Source organism: Streptomyces sp. NPDC029041 (genome assembly GCF_040637515.1).
Classification (GTDB): Bacteria; Actinomycetota; Actinomycetes; order Streptomycetales; family Streptomycetaceae; genus Streptomyces.
Window position 1 is genome coordinate 503324 of the sequence record NZ_JBEZWO010000004.1, and the last position, 17299, is coordinate 520622.

Sequence of the window (17299 nt, forward strand, 5' to 3'; positions counted from 1 at the left end):
ACAGGTTCGGGGAGCAGGTTGGCCAATTGTCGGCGCGGTCTGGTTCGCTTGACGCATGGAGATTCTCTGGGTCCTGATCGCGCTGGTCATGCTGGGCTTCGTGCTGCTCCCCTTCCTGCGGCGCAGGCGCGGCGGTGCCACAGGGCTGGTCTCGCCCGACCACCCGGACGCGGCGGACCCGGCGAACTACGGCTTCGTCCGGGAGGAGGAGCTCGACATCCGCATGCCGGGCCCCGACCAGGACCTGCTGGACGTCCTGGACGTGGTGCAGCGCACGCAGGACCACCGCGCCGCGCAGCAGCTCCTGGCGGGCACGGAGACGGAGGGCGAGCGGCGCTGGCAGCGCGTGCAGGCCTTCGCGGGCGCTGCCTCGCTGGAGCTCGCGCGGCGGCCCGGCGGGGTGAGTGAGGCGCCGGGCGGGCAGTGGCTGCGGGTGTGGCGGGCCGAGGCGCCCAAGGACGCGGGCGGTGCGGCGGTGCACGCCGAGTTCCTGGTGCAGCAGGCGTGGCGGACGGCGGCGCCGGGGACGGACGAGTTCCGGATCATCATGGAGGAGGCCAGGTCGGCGTGCGGTGAGGCGGCGCTGCTCGCCCCCGGTGATCCGATCCCGTACATCGTCGAGCTGTCGGTGGCCCGCGGCCTCGGCTACTCCCAGAAGGACTTCGAGCAGGTCTGGCTGAAGATCCTGGACCGCGCCCCGGCCCACATGGGGGCGCACCTGGCGGCGCTGCACTACTGGTGCGAGAAGTGGCACGGCTCGCGTGCGGAGGCGTACGCGTTCGCCGAGGCCGCGGCGGCCCGGGCGCCCCGGGGCTCCCTCCTGGCCGCGATGCCCCTGTTCGCGGTGTTCGAGCACCTCCCCGAGGTGACCCTCGTCGCGAGTTTCTGGCAGAGCGAGGTCGTCACGAAGGCGGTCCACGGCGCGCTGCACGCGGTGCACTCGGCCCGTCCCGACGACCCGATGCTGGCCCATGTCCGGCACATGCTGGTGTTCTTCCTGGTCCGCAGCGAGCGCTGGGCGGAGGCCATGAACCAGCTGGTGCACATCGACGGCCACGTGGGCGCCCTGCCCTGGACCCTGTCCGCCGACCCGGCGGCGGAGTTCGCCGTGTACCGGGCCCTGGCGGTGGCGGGCTACGAGGCGAACGGCGGCAGCCCGGCGAGCCTGCCGCACTGAGCCCGCCCGGGCCGGGCCCGACCGGAATTCCGGACCCCTCCGGCACGTTGACGAGGGCGTCGCCACGAGGGGAGACCGCATGTTCCTGCACAGCCGTACGCCCCGGCTGCCGACCGCCGGGCAGGCGCTGCCCGGGCGCCCGGAGCCGGCGTTCACGGTCCCCGACCGCCACACCGTCCTCGGCAACCCGCTGCTCGGCCCGTACCCCCAGGGCCTGGAGACCGCGGACTTCGGCCTGGGCTGCTTCTGGGGCGCCGAGCGCACGTTCTGGCAGCTTCCGGCCGGTGTGTGGACGACCCTCGTCGGCTACCAGGGCGGCCACACGGCGTTGCCCAGGCCGATGGTTGATGCGAAGTGAGCGACAACGAGAAGATCGCACGACTGTTCGCAGCTCTCGGCGCTGACGATCCGCAAGGCTGGGCTGCATCAGAGGTTGCGGAGAATCTTCCCCAGCTGGCTCGGTACCGGTTCCTCCGAGCGCTACGGCAAGACATCGAGGCGTGGGACACGGCTTCGGTCAGCTCCCTCCGTGATGACAGTGACGCCGAGGGGGCGACCGAGTCGAATCCCGCGATGGATCTCGGGCTCCTTGCTCGCCTCGTTGCCCGTGAGACGGCCTTCAGCGTCTTGCGCCGACTGGCGGACCCGGACAGCGACGACCTCCCCGCCGACATACGACAGCAGATGCCCGGATGGGTGCTCACGGAGACGACACCCGCCGGAGAGCCGACGCACCGCTCGCTGGATTGTCTGTACGAGGACCTCGACACCGTGGTCGACTCATCGCCCGGCACTCAGCCGAGCAGGACGGTCGCGGCAGGTTGGATCTGGCTGCGCAATCTCCGCCCTTTCTGCGAGTACCTCGCGGCGGAAGTGGACTACGACTTCGACGACAGCGACTGGTTGGCCATCGGCACGGCACTGCCCGAGACCGACGACGACCGACCACGCTCGGCCTGGTACACCTACCCCCTCGTCGGACGCGACCGCCTGGATCTTCACATCGCCCGATCCGTGCACGGCGACGAGGTGTCCGTGAGTGTCCAGGGAGCCGTGGACAACCGTGTCCAAAGCCGTGTCGAGCTGCTCTTCGACATCATGGCGCGCTACGCGCTCGCGCCGGAATGAACCCGAGGCCGGGCTGCCACCGAACTCACCCGGTAGGAAGCCGGTTCGACCCGTCGAGCCTGTCGAGCGGTGGGTGGAGGGTTGCTCAGTCCCACCAGAAGAACCAGGTTCGCGTCAGGACCTGCACAGCGACCTCGGGCAACCCTCCAATGACCTGGTCCAGGTCGGGGCAGTAGGCGTAGTGCTCGATCGCGACTCGTGCTGCCTCCAACGGGGCCGCCGGGGGTGCTCGACCGACAGCATCACCTCGTGGGTGTCTAGGTAGCAGATCTCCGCACCGTACCGGTCGTGCCACGCCCGCAGGACGCTCGCGTGGTCCCGGTAGGACAGTCCTTCCCCGCCGGGAAACGGCGCGTGGTTCGGCGTGAACGGTGCGTCCAGGAGTTCCGGAAGACCGGAGGGATCCTCGGTGGAGACAAGGCAGATCCACTCGGGGGGCTCTGAGAAGAAGGTGGCGAGCAGGTCACCCGAACAGGGAGTCCTGTACGGCCCTTCATCTGCCGCTTGCTCAGATGACCGTGGCACCAGCAGTACCTGGAGTTCCCGGGGTACGGGGCTGCTGCGGGTGCCCCGTCAACCCGTAAAGTGCCTGCGTGACTGCGCCCTTGAGTTCCGACAGGTCCCGTGCCGCGCTGCGGACATCCGCGCGGGTTTCCGCCGAGTTGCTGCTGGTGTTCGCCATGTCCGCCGTGGCGTTGTGGTTGCTGGGCCGGATGTGGTCCGTGGTGTGGCCGCTGGTGGTCGGGCTGCTGCTGACCACGCTGACCTGGCCCGCGGCCCGGCTGCTGCGCCGGCGCGGGTGGCCGCCCGCGCTGGCCGCGTCCGTGGTGACGGTGCTGTTCCTGCTGGTCGCCGCCGGTGTGGTGGCGCTGATCGCCGTGCCGGTGGCGTCCCAGTCCGGGGAGCTGACCGACGGTGTCGTGGAGGGGATCCAGCGGCTTCGCGAGTGGGCCGCCGGGCCGCCGTTGAACATCGGGGACGCGCAGATCAACCAGGCCTTCGACAGCGCGGTCTCCCGCGCCCAGGAGGGCGTCGGCAGCATGGTGGGCGCCGTCGTCACCGGGGTGAGCACCGTGGTGAACGGCGTCGTCATCGCCGTCCTCGCGCTCTTCCTGATGTTCTTCTTCCTGAAGGACGGCCCGCGCTTCCTGCCGTGGCTCTCCCGTCAGCTGCCCGGCCGCTTCGCCACGGACGTGCCGACCGTGTGCGCGCGCAGCTGGGACACCCTGGGCGCCTTCGTACGGTCCCAGGCGGCCGTCGGCCTGCTCGACGCCGTCCTGATCGGGCTCGGCCTGTGGGTCCTGGGTGTCCCGCTGGTGCTGCCGCTGGCGGTGCTGACGTTCGTCTCGGCGTTCGTGCCGATCATCGGCGCCCTGTTCGCCGGCTTCGTCGCGGTGCTCATCGCGCTCGTGTCCAACGGTCCGACGGACGCGGTGATCGTGCTGGTGATCATCGTGGTGGTGCAGCAGTTGGAGGGCAACGTCTTCCAGCCCATGATCCAGAGCCGTGGCCTGGGTCTGCACGCGGCCGTCGTCCTGCTGGCGGTGACGCTGGGCGGCAACCTGGCCGGCATCGTGGGAAGCCTGCTCGCCGTGCCCGTGGCGGCGCTGATCGCGGTGGTGTGGAACTACGTGCGCGAGCAGCTCGCCGATCCGGCGGGCGAAGCGGCAGCCGACGAGCCGGGCGCCGACGAGCCGGATGCCGGAGCGGCCGTCCCGTCGTCGTAGCGGACCGGGGGCGGCGGCCCTGGGGCACCGGGCGCGAGGGCCCTGGTCACCCGGCCGCGCCGACGCGCGAACGGCCCTGTCCGGGTGGCGCGGCCCCTCCTCGCTTGCGAGTCTGCAGGCGAGAGGAGAGCCGCCCCATGGTTGCTGTAGTCGCGTCACCCGTGCGTCTGGAGGCGTCCGTCGATCCCCGCCTGTCCCGGTGGATGTGGCTGGTGAAATGGCTGCTCGCCCTCCCGCACTACATCGTGCTGGTGTTCCTGTGGATCGCGTTCACCGTCGTGACGGTGATCGCCTTCTTCGCCGTCCTGTTCACCGCCCGCTACCCGCGGCCCCTCTTCGACTTCAGCGTCGGCGTACTGCGCTGGAACTGGCGGGTCGGCTACTACGCGCACACCGCGCTCGGCACCGACCGCTACCCGCCCTTCACCCTCGCCGACGTGCCCGACTACCCGGCGCGCTTCGACGTCGCGTATCCCGAACGGCTGTCGCGCGGACTGGTCCTGGTGAAGTGGTGGCTGCTGGCGATCCCGCAGTACATCGTCGTCGGGATGATCGTCGGGGGCGGCTGGGGCGGGGACGACTGGCGGGGCGGGGGGCTGCTGCCCTTCCTCTCCCTGGTGGCCGTCGTCATCCTGCTCTTCACCGCCCGCTATCCGCGGCGCCTCTTCGACTTCCTGATCGGCCTCGCCCGCTGGGCGGCCCGGGTGGCGGCCTACGCCGCGCTGCTGACGGACCAGTACCCGCCGTTCCGGCTCGACCAGGGCGGGCAGGAGCCCTCACCGCCACCGGCGGCATCACCGCCACCGACGGACCCACTGACCAAGGTCTGACCGCGCAACGGGAACAATCCACGGCGGAATCGATTCCTCCCGCCCTACGCTCCCTGGCATGGTTCTCAGAAGAGCGTTACAGCTGATCATGGTCGTCGCTCTGGCCCTCGCGGGGGCGGTCCAGGGCGGCGTGAGCACGGCACGGGCGGAGGAGAAGGGGGCCCCGGAGGGGCGGCACCTGCTGTTCTACAACCACGCCTACGGGGTGTTCGACCGGCAGACCGCGGACGCCATCGAGCACTCCTCCTATCTTCGGGACTTCGCGAACTTCCAGGTCCGCACCACGACCGGCTCCGGCGGGCAGACCTGGACCGGCCGCTACCTGATGGGGCGCGAGACCTACTTCGAGCTCTTCGGAGTGGGCGACGTACCGGGCAAGGACGGCACCCTGGGCGCCGCCGGCCTGGGCGTGTCCACCGAGCGTGCCGGCGATCTGCCCACGGTGGTCGAGCGGCTGCGGAAGGCCGGGATCAGCGACCCGGTCGAGTTTCCGCAGACGCGCGACTTCGGCGACGGCGTCCCCGTGCCCTGGTTCGACGCGGTCTTCACCACCGGCGAGTACGACCTCTTCGGCGCCTGGGGCATGGAGTACCGGCCGGAGTACTTCGCCGACCCGCGCAGCAACACCGAGCCCGCCTCCCACCCGGGTGACGTGGGCCGGGAGCGCTACTTGTCCGACGCCTACCGCGACCACCTGATGCGGGACGTCACCGGCATCCGGCTCGCGGTGACCGCACGCGACCTCGCCGCCACGGTGCCGCTGCTGAAGGCCGGCGGTTTCGCGGTCCGCTCCCTGCCGGACGGCGGCGTCCTCGCCAAGGGCGGCGGCACCACGATCCGGTTCGATTCCGTGCCCCTGGACCGGGTCGGGCTCGAGCAGGTCGAGATGGCGCTGAACCACCCGGTGTCGTACCGGCACGTCGAGCGGATCGGCCACTCGGCCCTCGTGGTGGGCCCGGGGTCCCGGGCGGTGTGGACCTTCGAGGACCAGGACCGGCCGGACGCCGGGTAGGACCAGGGCCCGGGGCTGCCCGGTCACCCGTGGGGCAGCCCCTGGCCCAGCCTCTCCGCCAGGAACTCCTCCCACGTCCGCTTCCCCGTCTCCGCCCCCGCCGGCGCCAGGTTCTCCCCCGCCCGGTACGCCCGCCCCGCCTTCCCGGGGATGCGCACCGGCAGCATGGGGCGGCGCCTGTCGCGCAGGCGGAGGTAGGGGCGGGCCAGGGCGGCGAGGTCGTACAGGTGCGGCCCGGCCAGGTCCGGGACCAGGCCCGAAGGGGCGCCGAGGGCCAGTTCCGCGAGACGGGCGGCGACCTCGCGGGAGTCGACCGGCTGGAGCCGGAGACCACCGGGAACCGGGAGGACCGGCAGCTTCGCCATCTTCTCGACCATGGTCAGTGCGAGGTCGTGGAACTGGGCCGCGCGCAGGGTCGTCCACCCGATGCCCGACTCGGCGACGGCCCGCTCCGACTCCAGCTTCGTCCGCATCCAGGCCAGCGGGATGCGGTCGGCGCCGATGACCGAGACGTGGACCAGGTGCCGCACGCCGGCCCGGGCGGCGGCCGCCACCAGGGTGCGGGTGGCCTCGTCGTCGCCCTTGGGGCCGCCCGCCAGGTGCAGCACCGTCTCGGCGCCCCGGACCGCGGCCTGAACGCCGTCGCCCGTCAGCAGGTCCCCGGTGACGTACTCGACGCCGTCCCCGGCGGGGCGGGCGCTCCGGGTGAGGACCCGCACGTCGTGGCCGGACGAGCACAGCAGCGGGACGACGTGGGCGCCGAGGGTGCCCGTGCCGCCGGTGACCAGGATCGGTGATGTCATGACTGCTCCCCGGTTGTTCGTCGTGGTGTCGCCTTCGCCGGTATGACGGGCGGCGGCGCGACGATGTGACGAGCCGGGGTGCGAGCGGCGTGCGGGCGGTTCAGCCGCCGCTGCCGTAGGGCCTCGTGATGATCTCCAGGCGGTGGCCGTCGGGGTCGTCGAAGTAGGCCCCGCGCCCGCCGTCGTTGTGGTTGATCTCCCCGGGGCGGCTGTGGAACGGGTCCGCCCAGTAGGTCAGGCCGGCCTCCTGGATGCGGCCGAAGATCTCGTCGAACTCCTCCTCCGAGACGAGGAAGGCGTAGTGCTGCGGCGTGATGGCGCCCGGGCTGTCCATGAAGTCGAGCGTCACCCCGTTGGGGATCTCGACCGGGAGGAAGGGCCCGTAGGGCGGACTCACGTCGAGCCCCAGGAGGTCGGCGAGGAACCGGGCCGATGCGCGCTTGTCGTGGGCGACGACGATGGTGTGGTTCAGCTGCACGGTCATGACGGGCCTCCCCATGAAAACCCGGCGAACCCCTGTGGTGCACTCCCCCACGTGTACCCCGCCTGCGGCCCGCCGTACATCACGAAAGCCCTGAGGGCCCCGGCACGTGGCCGGGGCCCTCAGGGCTGCTGCACATGGGGCCGGGGTCAGATGGTCGCCGTGTCGATCACGAACCGGTAGCGCACGTCGCTGGCCTGAACCCGCTCGTAGGCCTCGTTGATCTGGTCGGCGCGGATCAGCTCGATCTCGGCGCCGAGGCCGTGCTCGGCGCAGAAGTCCAGCATCTCCTGCGTCTCGGCGATTCCGCCGATCATGGAACCGGCGAGGGTCTTGCCACCGCCGATCACCGAGAAGAGGTTGAGGGAGACGGGCTCCTCGGGGGCGCCGACGTTGGCCAGCGTGCCCTCGGTCTTCAGCAGGGACAGGTAGGCGTTGAAGTCCAGCGGGGCGGACACCGTGGACACGATCAGGTCGAACGTGCCGGCCAGCTCCTCGAAGGTCTTCGGGTCGCTGGTGGCGTAGTAGTGGTCGGCGCCCAGCCGCAGGCCGTCCTCCTGCTTGCGCAGCGACTGCGACAGCACGGTCACCTCGGCGCCGAGCGCGTGGGCGATCTTGACGCCCATGTGGCCGAGGCCGCCCAGGCCGACGATCGCGACCTTCTTGCCGGGGCCGGCGCCGAAGCGGCGGAGCGGGGAGTAGAGGGTGATGCCGGCGCACAGCAGCGGCGCGGCGACGTCGAGGGAGAGGCCGTCGGGGATGCGGACGACGAAGTTCTCGTCGACGACGACGTTCTGCGCGTAGCCGCCGTAGGTGGGCTCGCCGTCGTGGCCGATGCCGTTGTACGTCGGGACGTTGCCCTTGACGCAGTACTGCTCGCGCCCGTCCTTGCAGTTCTCGCACTCGCGGCAGGAGTCGACCATGCAGCCGACGCCCACCCGGTCGCCGACGGCGAACTTCGTGACGCCCGGGCCGACGGCGGAGACGACACCGGCTATCTCGTGGCCGGGGACCATCGGGAAGATCGCCTCACCCCAGCCCTCCTGGGCCTGGTGGATGTCGGAGTGGCAGATGCCAGCGAACTTGATGTCGATCTGGACGTCGAACTCGCGGACCTCGCGGCGCTCGATGGTGGTGCGCTCCAGCGGAGCCTTGGGGGCGGGAGCGGCGTACGCAGCAACAGTGGTCATGCCGGGGTTCTCCTAGCGGGGTTGTGCGCCCGGCGGCCTTCTGGATCTTCTGACCGGGCATGATCACCAGCGTGCCCGATTCGATCGTGCTCACCCAGACCACGGTTTTGCGTACGCACACGGTGCGTACCACTGGCGGGGTCAGGCTGGTGTGCGTACGACCGTGAATACTGGAACGCATGGACGAACAGCCCGAACCCGCACAGACGGCCGGTGGCGGCCTGGACCGGCGCGCCGAACTCAGCGAGTTCCTGCGCACCCGGCGGGCCCGGCTGAAGCCCGAGGACATGGGGCTGCCCGACTTCGGACGGCGGCGGGTGCCCGGGCTGCGCCGCGAGGAACTCGCGCAGCTGGCCGGGGTGTCGGTGGCGTACTACACACGGCTGGAGCAGGGCAACGGCCGCAATGTCTCGGCGGAGGTGCTGGACGCCATCGCGCGCGCCCTGCGGCTGAGCGACGCCGAGCACGCGCACCTGATGCATCTGGCGAAGCCGAAGCAGCACAAGAAGAAGCCGGTGGCACGCAGCCGGCAGGTGCGGCCGGCCCTGCGGCATCTGCTGGACTCGATCGAGGGCGTCCCGGCGTACATCGTCGGACGCCGCTCCGACGTCCTGGCCTGGAACCGGATGGCGTCGGCCCTCTTCGGCGACTGGGCGGAGGTGCCGGCCCAGGAGCGGAACTGGGCACGGATGGTGTTCCTGCGGCCGGAGTACCGCGAGCTGTTCGTCGAATGGGAGCAGAAGGCAGCGGACATCGTCGGCTACCTGCGCATGGACGCGGGCTGCCACCCGGACGACCCGCGGCTGTCGGCTCTGGTGGGCGAGCTGTCGGTGAAGAGCGAGGAGTTCCGCCGCCTGTGGGCCGCCCACGACGTCAAGGAGAAGAGCTACGGCGTCAAGCGCCTGCGTCACCCCCTGGTCGGCGACCTGACCCTGTCCTTCGAGACGTTCCGCCTGGTCGACGACGGTGAGCAGTCCCTGGTCACCTACCACGCGGAACCGGGCACCCCGTCGGCGGAGGCCTTGCGGCTGCTGGCGAGCTGGGGGGCGGACGCGACGCGCTCGGGGACCAGGGCTTCGACGCCGTCGGAGTGAGCGGGCCGGCGTCTCAGTCCGGTACGCCGAGGTCCTCCCGCATCAGCCCGCGCATCGCGGACAGTCTCGGCTCGGCCGCCTTGAGCTCGCGAAGGGCCCCCTCGGCGCTCTCGCCGTCCCGGGCCACGCCCCGGTCGAGCCGCTTGACCGCCGCGTCGACGCCCGCGAGGACCTCGTTCACGGACCGTGAGGCCTCCAGGACGCGTTCCGGCACGATCATCTGGGCCTCGGCGTACCGGTCCCGGTACTCGCGCCGGGTCTCTTCGAGTTGGTCGCGCTCGGCGTCGCCGTAGACCCCGTCGCGGAGGCGGTGCAGGGCGTCCTTCAACAGCGTGTGGAACTGGCGCGAGGCCCTGTTCATCGCCGTGTAGGCGTCTCTGCGCTCCTCGAAGCGCCGCCGCCGCTCGTCGGCCCGGGTCTCCTCGTCGCGCTGCCGGGCGGAGAACCGCTGGCTGAGCACCGGGGCGAAGAGCGTGCCGAGGACGCCCACCACGGCGGTGATCATGGCGGTCACTGCGGCGGTCATGCGAGGACCCTACTGACGCGACGGACCCGCCGGAAGCCGAAGCTCCCGACGGGCCGTCGACGCGCTTGCGTCACTGCGTGCTCGCCGCGCGTGCTACTTGCCGTAGTACGCGTTGTAGATCGAGATCGTCGACTTGTTGCCCTTCTTGTCGGCGATCTTGGCGTGGAAGGAGATGCCCTTGCCCTTCGCCGGGTTCTTGACGCTCACCTTGCCGTCCTTGACGGTGAGCTTCTTCCAGGTCTTGCCGTAGTCGTAGGAGACGTACACCGACAGCGACTTCAGGTTGCTGCCCTTGGCCGCACCCTCGACGGTGACCGGGACCTTGACGGTCTTGTCGGCCGGGGCCTTGCTGCTCAGGTCCGTGGCCGCGAGGAAGCGGGCGGTGGAGACGGGCAGCTTGGTGATGCCGCTGCTCTTCTTCGAGCGGAACGTCCAGCTCGCGTCGACGCGGGTGGAAGCCGACGCGACCTTGACGCTGCGCTTGACCGAGGTCGTCAGCTTGTACTCGGCGTCGGCGGCCGGGACCTTGAACTGCTTGTCGCCGAACAGCGGGTCGTCGTTGCTGCCGACCTTGGTGCCGTTGCGGTAGAGGGTCGTGTCGACCGCGGAGAACTTCGAGTAGCCCACGTTGCCCTTGCCGTCGGCGAAGAGCGGCAGGGAACCGTAGATCTGGTTGCCCTCACGGATGACGCCGAAGTCGCCGGACAGACGCGGCCCGAAGACAGCCGTGTTGACGCTCTTCGAGTAGCTCTTGCCGGCGGCGAACTTGTGCGTGCCCATCTCGTAGGCGGCCTCGTCGACCGGGAAGCCGTCCGCGTCCACACCGCCGGACTGGGCGAACTCGAGCTGCCACTTCACGCCACCCTGGGCGGACAGGTGGAGTGTGCGGGTACCCGGCAGGGTTTGCGGGAGGCCGATCGAGGAGGCGCTGGAGCTCCACGGCATCCAGCCCACCGCGTTGATCGAGCCCTTCTTGCCGCTCGCCGAGGCGCCGAGGCCTGCCTTCACCGTGGCGAGCTCGCTCGCCTTGTAGTGCTTGGTGAAACCGGTGGCGAGCTGCTTGACCGGGCCGCCGGCGATGACGTCGTACTCCTCCTTGGCGCCCTTGGACCAGTGGCCGTCCCACTGCTGGGTCACCGAACCGTCGGTGATCTGCGGGCCGACGTGGGCGCTGCGGAACTTGTCGTAGGAGTCCAGCCACCAGCCGAAGCCGTAGCTGCTGTCATCGGTCTCCACCGTGAAGTCGGCCGAGGCGAACTCCGACTTGACGCCGGTGGCCGGGACGGTGATGTCCACCGGCTTGGCCTTGCGGGCGTCCAGCGTGACGGTCGTGTTCTTGGTGACGTTCAGCTTGGGCTGGGCGAGCCAGTCCACGCCCTCGAACTTCTCCGGGTCGTCGCCCACGAAGACGCTCGTGTTCAGGATGTAGGTGCCCTTGGGGAGGCGGGCGGTGACCGTGCCGTCCTCGTCGTACGGCGCGGCCTCCTTCCCCTTGCCCAGGCCCGCGATGCCGGACAGGCCGGCGCTGTAGTTCTTCGCCGCCTTGCCGTCACGGTCGAGGAACTTCAGCGTCACGTCGTACGACTCGACCTCGCGCTGCACCGCGGCCGCCGTGCGGACCGTCTGGCCGTCGCCCGTCGCCGTCACGTACGCCGAGTACGCGCCGTCGACGGTGCCGCCCAGCTTGGTGTCGACGGTGAACGGCACGGAGGCCTTGCCGCCGGCCGGGACCGTCACCGAGGTGGCGCCGAGCTTGAAGAAGCCGGCCGGGGCGGCCTGGTTCTTCGGGTTGGTGGCCGTCGACGCCAGCTTCAGCGTGACGTCCTTCGTACCGAGGTTGCGGTACGTCAGTTCCTTGGTGACCGGCTTGTCGTCGGTGTGCGGCCACTGCTGCACCCCGAAGCTCACCGAGGCGGGGTCGGCGATCACGGACTGCTTGATGGCCTTGTCGACCTGGATGCGGCCCGAACCCTGCTGGAACGGGGTGTACTTGCCGCCCTTGGTGGAGCCGGTGAGGGCGCCCTTGAGCTCGGTGTACTTCCACTCCGGGTGCTGCTGCTTGAGGATCGCCGCCGCGCCCGCGACGTGCGGGGTCGCCATGGACGTACCGGAGATCGACATGTAGCCGGCCGGCTTCTCGCCGACCTCCTGGGCTATCTGGTTGCCCGGGGCGGAGGCCGCGGTGATGTCCACACCGGGCGCGGTCACGTCGGGCTTGAGGGCGCCGTCCGTGCTGGGGCCGCGGCTGGAGAAGTCGGCGAGCTTGTCCTTGTCGTCGACCGCGCCGACGGTCAGGGCCGCGGCGGCGCTGCCCGGGGAGCCGATGGTCTGCTCACCGAAGTCGCCCTCGTTGCCGGCCGCGATGGCGAACAGAACACCCTTCTCCGCGGAGAGCTTGTTCACCGCCGCTTCCATCGGGTCGATGGCGGGCGTGTCGAGGCCGCCCAGGCTCATGTTGATGACGTCCGCGCCCTCGGCGGCGGCCCACTCCATGCCCGCGACGATCTCGGAGTCGCTGCCGAAGCCGCCGTCGTCGAGGACCTTGCCGTTGAGGATCTTCGCGCCGGGCGCGACGCCCTTGTATGTGCCACCGGACTTCTTGCCGGTGCCGGCCGCGATGGAGGCGACGTGCGTGCCGTGGCCGACCTTGTCGGAGGTGTCGGGAGCGGCGGTGAAGTTCTTGGCGCCGATCACCTGCCCCTTGAGGTCGTCGTGGGTGCCGTCGACACCGGTGTCCAGGACGGCGATCTTGGTGCCCTTGCCGTCGAAGCCCTCCGACCACGCCTTGGGTGCGCCGATCTGCGCGACGGACTTGTCGAGGCTGGCCTTGCGGACGCCGTCGAGCCAGACGTGCGCGATCCCGGCGGCGGTCTTCTCGCCGTTGGTGACCGCGTCCCAGAGTTCGGCGGTGTCCTTCTGCGGTGTCTGCACCGCGTCCGCGTTCACCGACTTCAGCGTGCGGCTCACGGTGCCCGCCTCGCGGACGTCGGCCTTGGTGGCAGCGGGGCTGCCCTGGTAGCCGACGATGACCTTCAGGCCCTTCTTCTGGGCCTTGCGGGTCGCGGACTTGTTCAGCTCGGTGACGTCGAAGAGCCGCTGGTCGAGCTTGCCCGTGGCGACCAGGCGGGCGGCGTCGGCCGGGATGACCAGGGTGTGGCCGTCGACCTTGCGGACCTGGGCGGGTACGTTCTCACGGCCCTTGGCGTGCTCCAGGCCGATGACACGGCCCTTGGCGTCGAGGACGACGCGGTCGCCGGTGATCAGTGTGATGCGGTGCTTGGCGGTGAGGGACGCCGGCTTGGCGGCCGCTGCCGCCTGTTCGCCGTTGGCCGACGCCGGGCTGGTCATGCCCGCCGCCAGGGCCACGGCAGCCGCTGTGGCGACCGTGGCCGCGCACGCCCTTTTCACTTGTCTGCGCAAGTTTCCCCCTTGCAGAAGAACCGGATGAATCCCCGTTCACCCGGCCGGAGGTGGTCTCGTACGCATGCACGTACACCCCCCGGAACACGCAGTATGCCGAGGGGTGATCAAGTGCTCAATAGATGAGAGGAAGGTAAGAAATCCGTCGGCAGGCTGTTACAAGGCCGTCGGAACTCCGTTACAGGGCCGCGCGGTTACGCTCGTGCGTTCTCTTCGACGGTGATCCGGCCCTTGCGGATCGTCGCCAGGCGGGGGGCCTTCTGCGCTATCGCCGAGTCGTGGGTGACCATCACGAAGGTGAGACCGAGCTCCTCCCACATGCGTTCGAGTACGTCCATGATCTCGTCGCGCATGGATTCGTCGAGATTGCCGGTGGGTTCGTCGGCGAGGAGTACCTTCGGCTGTTTCACCAGGGCCCGGGCGATGGCCACACGTTGCTGCTGGCCGCCGGACATCTCGCCGGGCAGATGGGCGAGGCGTTCGCCGAGGCCGACCGACCTCAGCGCCTCGGCGGCCTGTTCACGTCGCTGTTTCGGTTTCACGCCGAGCGGGACGAGCGCGGTCTCCACGTTTTCCTGCGCGGTGAGCGTCGGGATGAGGTTGAAGGACTGGAAGACGAAGCCGATGCTTTCGCTTCTGACCCGGGTGAGTCGTGCCTCCGGCAGCGCGGCGAGATCGGTGCCGTCCAGGACGACCTGTCCGGAGGTGGGGCGGTCCAGACCGCCGAGCATTTGGAGCAGGGTGGATTTGCCGCCGCCGGTGGGGCCCTGAATGACCAGCCGGTCGCCGTCGGGGATGGTGAGGTCGATGTCGTCGAGGGCTTGGACGGTGTCCTTGGCGCGGATGTAGTGCTTGGTGACGGCTCTGAGGTCGTACATGTGTGGGCTCCTGGGGTGATGCGTCGAGTGCGGGCGCATGGGGGTTGTTCGCGCTCACGCGGCGGAGCCACGTATCGATACAACCCTGCGCCCCTGGATCGGTGCGATGCCGCCGGACGGGGGGGGAAGCGCCTACTCCACCCGCCGCAGGGCGTCCGCCGGGCGCAGCCGGGAAGCCCGCCAGCCACCGAACGCGCCCGCGATCAGACCGCCCGCGACGGCGAGGCCCACCGCCAGCGCGATCGTCGTCAGGGCGACCGGTGCGGTGAGGGCGACGTCCAGGGTCCTGCCCGCCGCCTCACGGCCGGGACCGCCGCTGAAGCTCCCGACGCCTCCGGCCCCACCCCCGCCCAGCTGCGCCTGCAGTGTGGGGCTGACGGCAGTCACTGCGTACGCTCCCGCCAGACCCAGCGCGATCCCCAGCGCTCCGCCCACCAGGCCGTTGACGACCGCCTCTCCGACCACCTGCCGGGTCACCCGGCTCGACTTCCAGCCCAGTGCCTTGAGCGTGCCGAACTCGCGCACCCGCCGGGAGACCGCCGAGGACGTCAGCAGGCCCGCCACGAGGAACGCGGCCACGAGCACCGTGATCGAGAGCCACTTGCCGACGCTCGCGGCGAGGGAGGAGGCCGTGGACAGGGAGCCGGAGACGGTGCCGGCGAGGTCGGCGGAGGTGGTGACCGTCGTGCCGGGGATGTTCTTCCGGATCTCCGACTTGACGTCGGCGATCCGCTGCGAGTCGGTGGCCTTGACGTAGATCGTGGTGACCTTGTCCTTGGCGCCGGCCAAGGTCTGAGCCTGTTTCAGCGGGACGTAGAGGTTCGCGGCCGCGTCCCCGCTGTCGGCCGTGGCGACGCCGATCACCTTGAACTTGCTGCCCTTGATGGTGACCGTGGAGCCGGTCTTGAGCTTCTTCTCCTTGGCGTACGCCGAGTCCGCGACGGCGACCTTCGCGTTCGTCTCGGCCGTCGTGAACGTACGGCCACTGGTGATCTTCGAGGAGGTCAGCGGGCCGAGGGCCGGCTTGGTGACGTCGGTGCCGTAGACCGAGTAGGTGTTGACGTCGAAGTCGGCGCCACCGCCCTCGACACGGCCCTGCGGCGAGGGCAGCGCCCCGCCGCGGTCCTGCCCGCCGCCCTCACCCTGCTCGAACCGTCCCTGCGTGAACGCGCCGCTGACCTTGACGACCTGGAGGCTCAGCCCGCCCACGGCGTCGGCGACGCCGCTCTGCGTGTCGACCTTGCCCACGGTCGAACTCGCCAGCGTCTCGAAACCCCGCACCATGACGCGGTCGCTGCTCTGCTCACCGGTCGAGCCGTCGTCCTGGGCGTCGAAGCGGAAGCGCGGCTGCTCGGAGCCGCTCGCCGCGGGGGCCGCGGCCTTGGTGACGGTCATGTCCGTGCCCAGCCCGTACAGCGACTGGAGGACCTTGTCCTGCGCCCTGCCCATGCCGGCGGACACGGACGTCACGACGATGACCAGCGCGATACCCAGCGCCAGTCCGGAGGCGACGACGAGGGCCGCCTTTCTGCGGCGGCGCAGCTCGCGCCTCAGGTAGGTGAAGAACATGGCCGCACGCTAGGGGCGGTCCGTGATGAGGGCTTGAGCCGCGCATAAGAGGTGCATGAGAACAGCCGAAAGGCCGCCGCCCGCCCCGGACGAGGGGTGGGCGGCGGCCTTTCGTCAGCCGCGCGGCGGGATGTGGCGTGTCGTCAGACCGCCGAGCCGGCCTTCCAGTCGGCCCAGTTCATGTTCCAGCCGTTGAGGCCGTTGTCCGGCGCGATGGTCTTGTCGCCGGTGTTCTCGACGACCACCACGTCACCGAGCATCGAGTTCTTGAAGAACCAGGCGCCCGGGGTGTTCGGGTCGTTGGCACCCTTGGCGTCCTGCAGGCCGACGCAGCCGTGGCTGGTGTTCACGCTGCCGAAGATGGACTTCGCGCCCCAGTAGTTGCCGTGGATGAACGTGCCGGAGCTGGAGAGGCGGATGGCGTGCGGCACGTCCTTGATGTCGTACTCGCCCTTGCCGTCGTCGTCCGTGAAGCCCACGGTCGCGCCGTTCATGCGCGTCTCCTTGAACTTCTCGGACATCACCATGATGCCTTCGTAGGTCTTGTTCTCGGGCGAGCCGGCGGAGATCGGGATCGTGCGGACGACCTTGCCGTCCTGCGTGATCTTCATCTTCTTGGTCTTCGCGTCGACGTACGAGACCTGGTTGCGGCCGATCTTGAAGGTGACCGTCTTCTGCTGGACGCCGAAGACGCCCTTGGCTCCCTCGACGCCGTCGAGCGCGAGCTTCAGCGTGACGGTGGAGCCTTCCTTCCAGTAGTCCTCGGGCCGGCAGTCCATGCGGTTGGCGTTGAACCAGTGGCAGGCGACCTCCTGGCCGCTGGTCGTGCTGACCTTGATGCCCTTCTGGACCGCGGCCTTGTTGGTGATCGCCTTGTCGAAGTTGATCGACACCGGCATGCCGACGCCCACGGTGGTGCCGTCGTCCGGCGTGAAGTTGCCGATGAAGCTGTTGGCCGGAGAGACCGTGGTGAACGAGGCGTTCTCGTGGGCGACGCGACCTTCGGAGTCCTTCGCCTCGGCCGCCAGCTTGTAGGTGGTGGAACGCTCCAGCTGCGTGCTGGGCTTCCAGCTCTTCTTGTCGGCGGATATCTGGCCGCTGACCTCGGTGCCCTCGTTCGTCGTCATCTTCACGTTCGTGAGCGTTCCCTTGCTCACGGTGACGGCGGCGGAGTTGTTGATGGAGGCGTTGTCGGAGCCGTCCTCGGGCGTGATCTTGATCTGGGCCTCGGAGGTCTTCTTCGCCGCGGCCTCGTCGACCTTCGACTGGGAGCTGTCGCCGCCACCCCCGGAGGCGTCGTCGTCGCCACCCGAACACGCCGAGAGCACCAGCACTCCGCCGAGCAGTGCGGACGCGACCGTCAGGCCCTTGCGCCGCTTACTGACCGTCATCACACGCTTCTCCATCGTTGCCGATTTCCCCAAAAACCCCGAGTGTCCCCGTCACCACCGAGTGCCCCGTCAC

Annotated in this window: 15 protein-coding genes and 1 pseudogene; 7 read left to right on the top strand and 9 right to left on the bottom strand. The window is 70.0% G+C overall.

What is annotated here, in order from left to right; translation table 11 throughout:
• Positions 1-55 precede the first annotated feature (55 nt).
• The 3 genes and pseudogenes from AB0F04_RS12655 (at position 56) to AB0F04_RS12665 (ending at position 2305) form a co-directional block, all read left to right on the top strand.
• Positions 56-1177 (top strand): hypothetical protein, encoded by a 1122-nt coding sequence (locus AB0F04_RS12655; RefSeq protein WP_362040589.1) that lies wholly within the window; start codon positions 56-58, stop codon positions 1175-1177.
• A 79-nt stretch (positions 1178-1256) separates the two neighbouring features.
• Positions 1257-1502 (top strand): annotated as a pseudogene (locus AB0F04_RS12660) (peptide-methionine (S)-S-oxide reductase); the annotation flags it as partial.
• 29 nt (positions 1503-1531) lie between these two features.
• Complete coding sequence (locus AB0F04_RS12665) at positions 1532-2305, top strand: hypothetical protein (RefSeq protein WP_362040591.1); 774 nt, start codon at positions 1532-1534, stop codon at positions 2303-2305.
• Between the two features lie 85 nt (positions 2306-2390).
• Here AB0F04_RS12665 and AB0F04_RS12670 read toward each other — a convergent pair whose 3' ends face one another.
• Entirely contained in the window at positions 2391-2735 is a 345-nt protein-coding gene (locus tag AB0F04_RS12670) for a DUF4253 domain-containing protein (protein ID WP_362040593.1), read from the bottom strand.
• A gap of 163 nt (positions 2736-2898) precedes the next feature.
• On the opposite strand from AB0F04_RS12670, the gene AB0F04_RS12675 reads away from it, so the two are divergent.
• The 3 genes from AB0F04_RS12675 to AB0F04_RS12685 all read left to right on the top strand — a co-directional run bounded on the left by AB0F04_RS12675 (position 2899) and on the right by AB0F04_RS12685 (position 5874).
• Entirely contained in the window at positions 2899-4032 is a 1134-nt protein-coding gene (locus tag AB0F04_RS12675; RefSeq protein WP_362040595.1) for an AI-2E family transporter, read from the top strand.
• A 137-nt stretch (positions 4033-4169) separates the two neighbouring features.
• A complete protein-coding gene (locus AB0F04_RS12680; protein ID WP_362040597.1) occupies positions 4170-4862 on the top strand; it encodes a DUF4389 domain-containing protein in 693 nt (230 codons plus the stop codon).
• An 82-nt stretch (positions 4863-4944) separates the two neighbouring features.
• Entirely contained in the window at positions 4945-5874 is a 930-nt protein-coding gene (locus tag AB0F04_RS12685; RefSeq protein WP_362040828.1) for a DUF5829 family protein, read from the top strand.
• A gap of 23 nt (positions 5875-5897) precedes the next feature.
• Here the strand turns inward: AB0F04_RS12685 and AB0F04_RS12690 are convergent, their stop codons facing one another.
• The 3 genes from AB0F04_RS12690 to AB0F04_RS12700 form a co-directional block, all read right to left on the bottom strand.
• Entirely contained in the window at positions 5898-6677 is a 780-nt protein-coding gene (locus tag AB0F04_RS12690) for an SDR family oxidoreductase (protein WP_362040599.1), read from the bottom strand.
• Between the two features lie 100 nt (positions 6678-6777).
• Complete coding sequence (locus tag AB0F04_RS12695) at positions 6778-7161, bottom strand: VOC family protein (protein WP_053675455.1); 384 nt, start codon at positions 7159-7161, stop codon at positions 6778-6780.
• A 146-nt stretch (positions 7162-7307) separates the two neighbouring features.
• Positions 7308-8348: an NAD(P)-dependent alcohol dehydrogenase gene (locus tag AB0F04_RS12700; protein WP_362040601.1), complete on the bottom strand. Its 1041-nt coding sequence runs from the start codon at positions 8346-8348 to the stop codon at positions 7308-7310.
• 179 nt (positions 8349-8527) lie between these two features.
• On the opposite strand from AB0F04_RS12700, the gene AB0F04_RS12705 reads away from it, so the two are divergent.
• On the top strand, positions 8528-9442 hold the full coding sequence (locus tag AB0F04_RS12705; RefSeq protein ID WP_362040603.1) for a helix-turn-helix transcriptional regulator: 915 nt from the start codon (positions 8528-8530) through the stop codon (positions 9440-9442).
• Positions 9443-9455: 13 nt separating this feature from the next.
• Here the strand turns inward: AB0F04_RS12705 and AB0F04_RS12710 are convergent, their stop codons facing one another.
• From AB0F04_RS12710 to AB0F04_RS12730, 5 genes are all read right to left on the bottom strand, one after another.
• Positions 9456-9968: a hypothetical protein gene (locus AB0F04_RS12710; RefSeq protein ID WP_362040605.1), complete on the bottom strand. Its 513-nt coding sequence runs from the start codon at positions 9966-9968 to the stop codon at positions 9456-9458.
• Between the two features lie 93 nt (positions 9969-10061).
• On the bottom strand, positions 10062-13316 hold the full coding sequence (locus AB0F04_RS12715) for a S8 family serine peptidase (RefSeq protein WP_362040829.1): 3255 nt from the start codon (positions 13314-13316) through the stop codon (positions 10062-10064).
• Positions 13317-13582: 266 nt separating this feature from the next.
• Complete coding sequence (locus AB0F04_RS12720; RefSeq protein WP_362040607.1) at positions 13583-14266, bottom strand: ABC transporter ATP-binding protein; 684 nt, start codon at positions 14264-14266, stop codon at positions 13583-13585.
• Between the two features lie 132 nt (positions 14267-14398).
• Positions 14399-15835 carry an ABC transporter permease gene (locus AB0F04_RS12725; protein ID WP_362040609.1) on the bottom strand — a complete coding sequence of 479 codons (1437 nt, stop codon included), beginning with the start codon at positions 15833-15835 and terminating at the stop codon, positions 14399-14401.
• A 143-nt stretch (positions 15836-15978) separates the two neighbouring features.
• Positions 15979-17226 (bottom strand): Ig-like domain-containing protein, encoded by a 1248-nt coding sequence (locus AB0F04_RS12730; protein WP_362040611.1) that lies wholly within the window; start codon positions 17224-17226, stop codon positions 15979-15981.
• Between the last annotated feature and the right edge of the window lie 73 nt (positions 17227-17299).

Excerpts from the sequence above, each read along its gene's own strand:
- AB0F04_RS12680 (WP_362040597.1), top strand. The coding sequence starts at position 4,170 with ATGGTTGCTGTAGTCGCGTCACCCGTGCGTCTGGAGGCGTCCGTCGAT.
- AB0F04_RS12705 (WP_362040603.1), top strand. The coding sequence starts at position 8,528 with ATGGACGAACAGCCCGAACCCGCACAGACGGCCGGTGGCGGCCTGGAC.
- AB0F04_RS12655 (WP_362040589.1), top strand. The coding sequence starts at position 56 with ATGGAGATTCTCTGGGTCCTGATCGCGCTGGTCATGCTGGGCTTCGTG.
- AB0F04_RS12710 (WP_362040605.1), bottom strand. The coding sequence starts at position 9,968 with ATGACCGCCGCAGTGACCGCCATGATCACCGCCGTGGTGGGCGTCCTC.
- AB0F04_RS12730 (WP_362040611.1), bottom strand. The coding sequence starts at position 17,226 with ATGACGGTCAGTAAGCGGCGCAAGGGCCTGACGGTCGCGTCCGCACTG.
- AB0F04_RS12690 (WP_362040599.1), bottom strand. The coding sequence starts at position 6,677 with ATGACATCACCGATCCTGGTCACCGGCGGCACGGGCACCCTCGGCGCC.
- AB0F04_RS12725 (WP_362040609.1), bottom strand. The coding sequence starts at position 15,835 with ATGTTCTTCACCTACCTGAGGCGCGAGCTGCGCCGCCGCAGAAAGGCG.
- AB0F04_RS12700 (WP_362040601.1), bottom strand. The coding sequence starts at position 8,348 with ATGACCACTGTTGCTGCGTACGCCGCTCCCGCCCCCAAGGCTCCGCTG.
- AB0F04_RS12720 (WP_362040607.1), bottom strand. The coding sequence starts at position 14,266 with ATGTACGACCTCAGAGCCGTCACCAAGCACTACATCCGCGCCAAGGAC.
- AB0F04_RS12715 (WP_362040829.1), bottom strand. The coding sequence starts at position 13,316 with ATGACCAGCCCGGCGTCGGCCAACGGCGAACAGGCGGCAGCGGCCGCC.
- AB0F04_RS12695 (WP_053675455.1), bottom strand. The coding sequence starts at position 7,161 with ATGACCGTGCAGCTGAACCACACCATCGTCGTCGCCCACGACAAGCGC.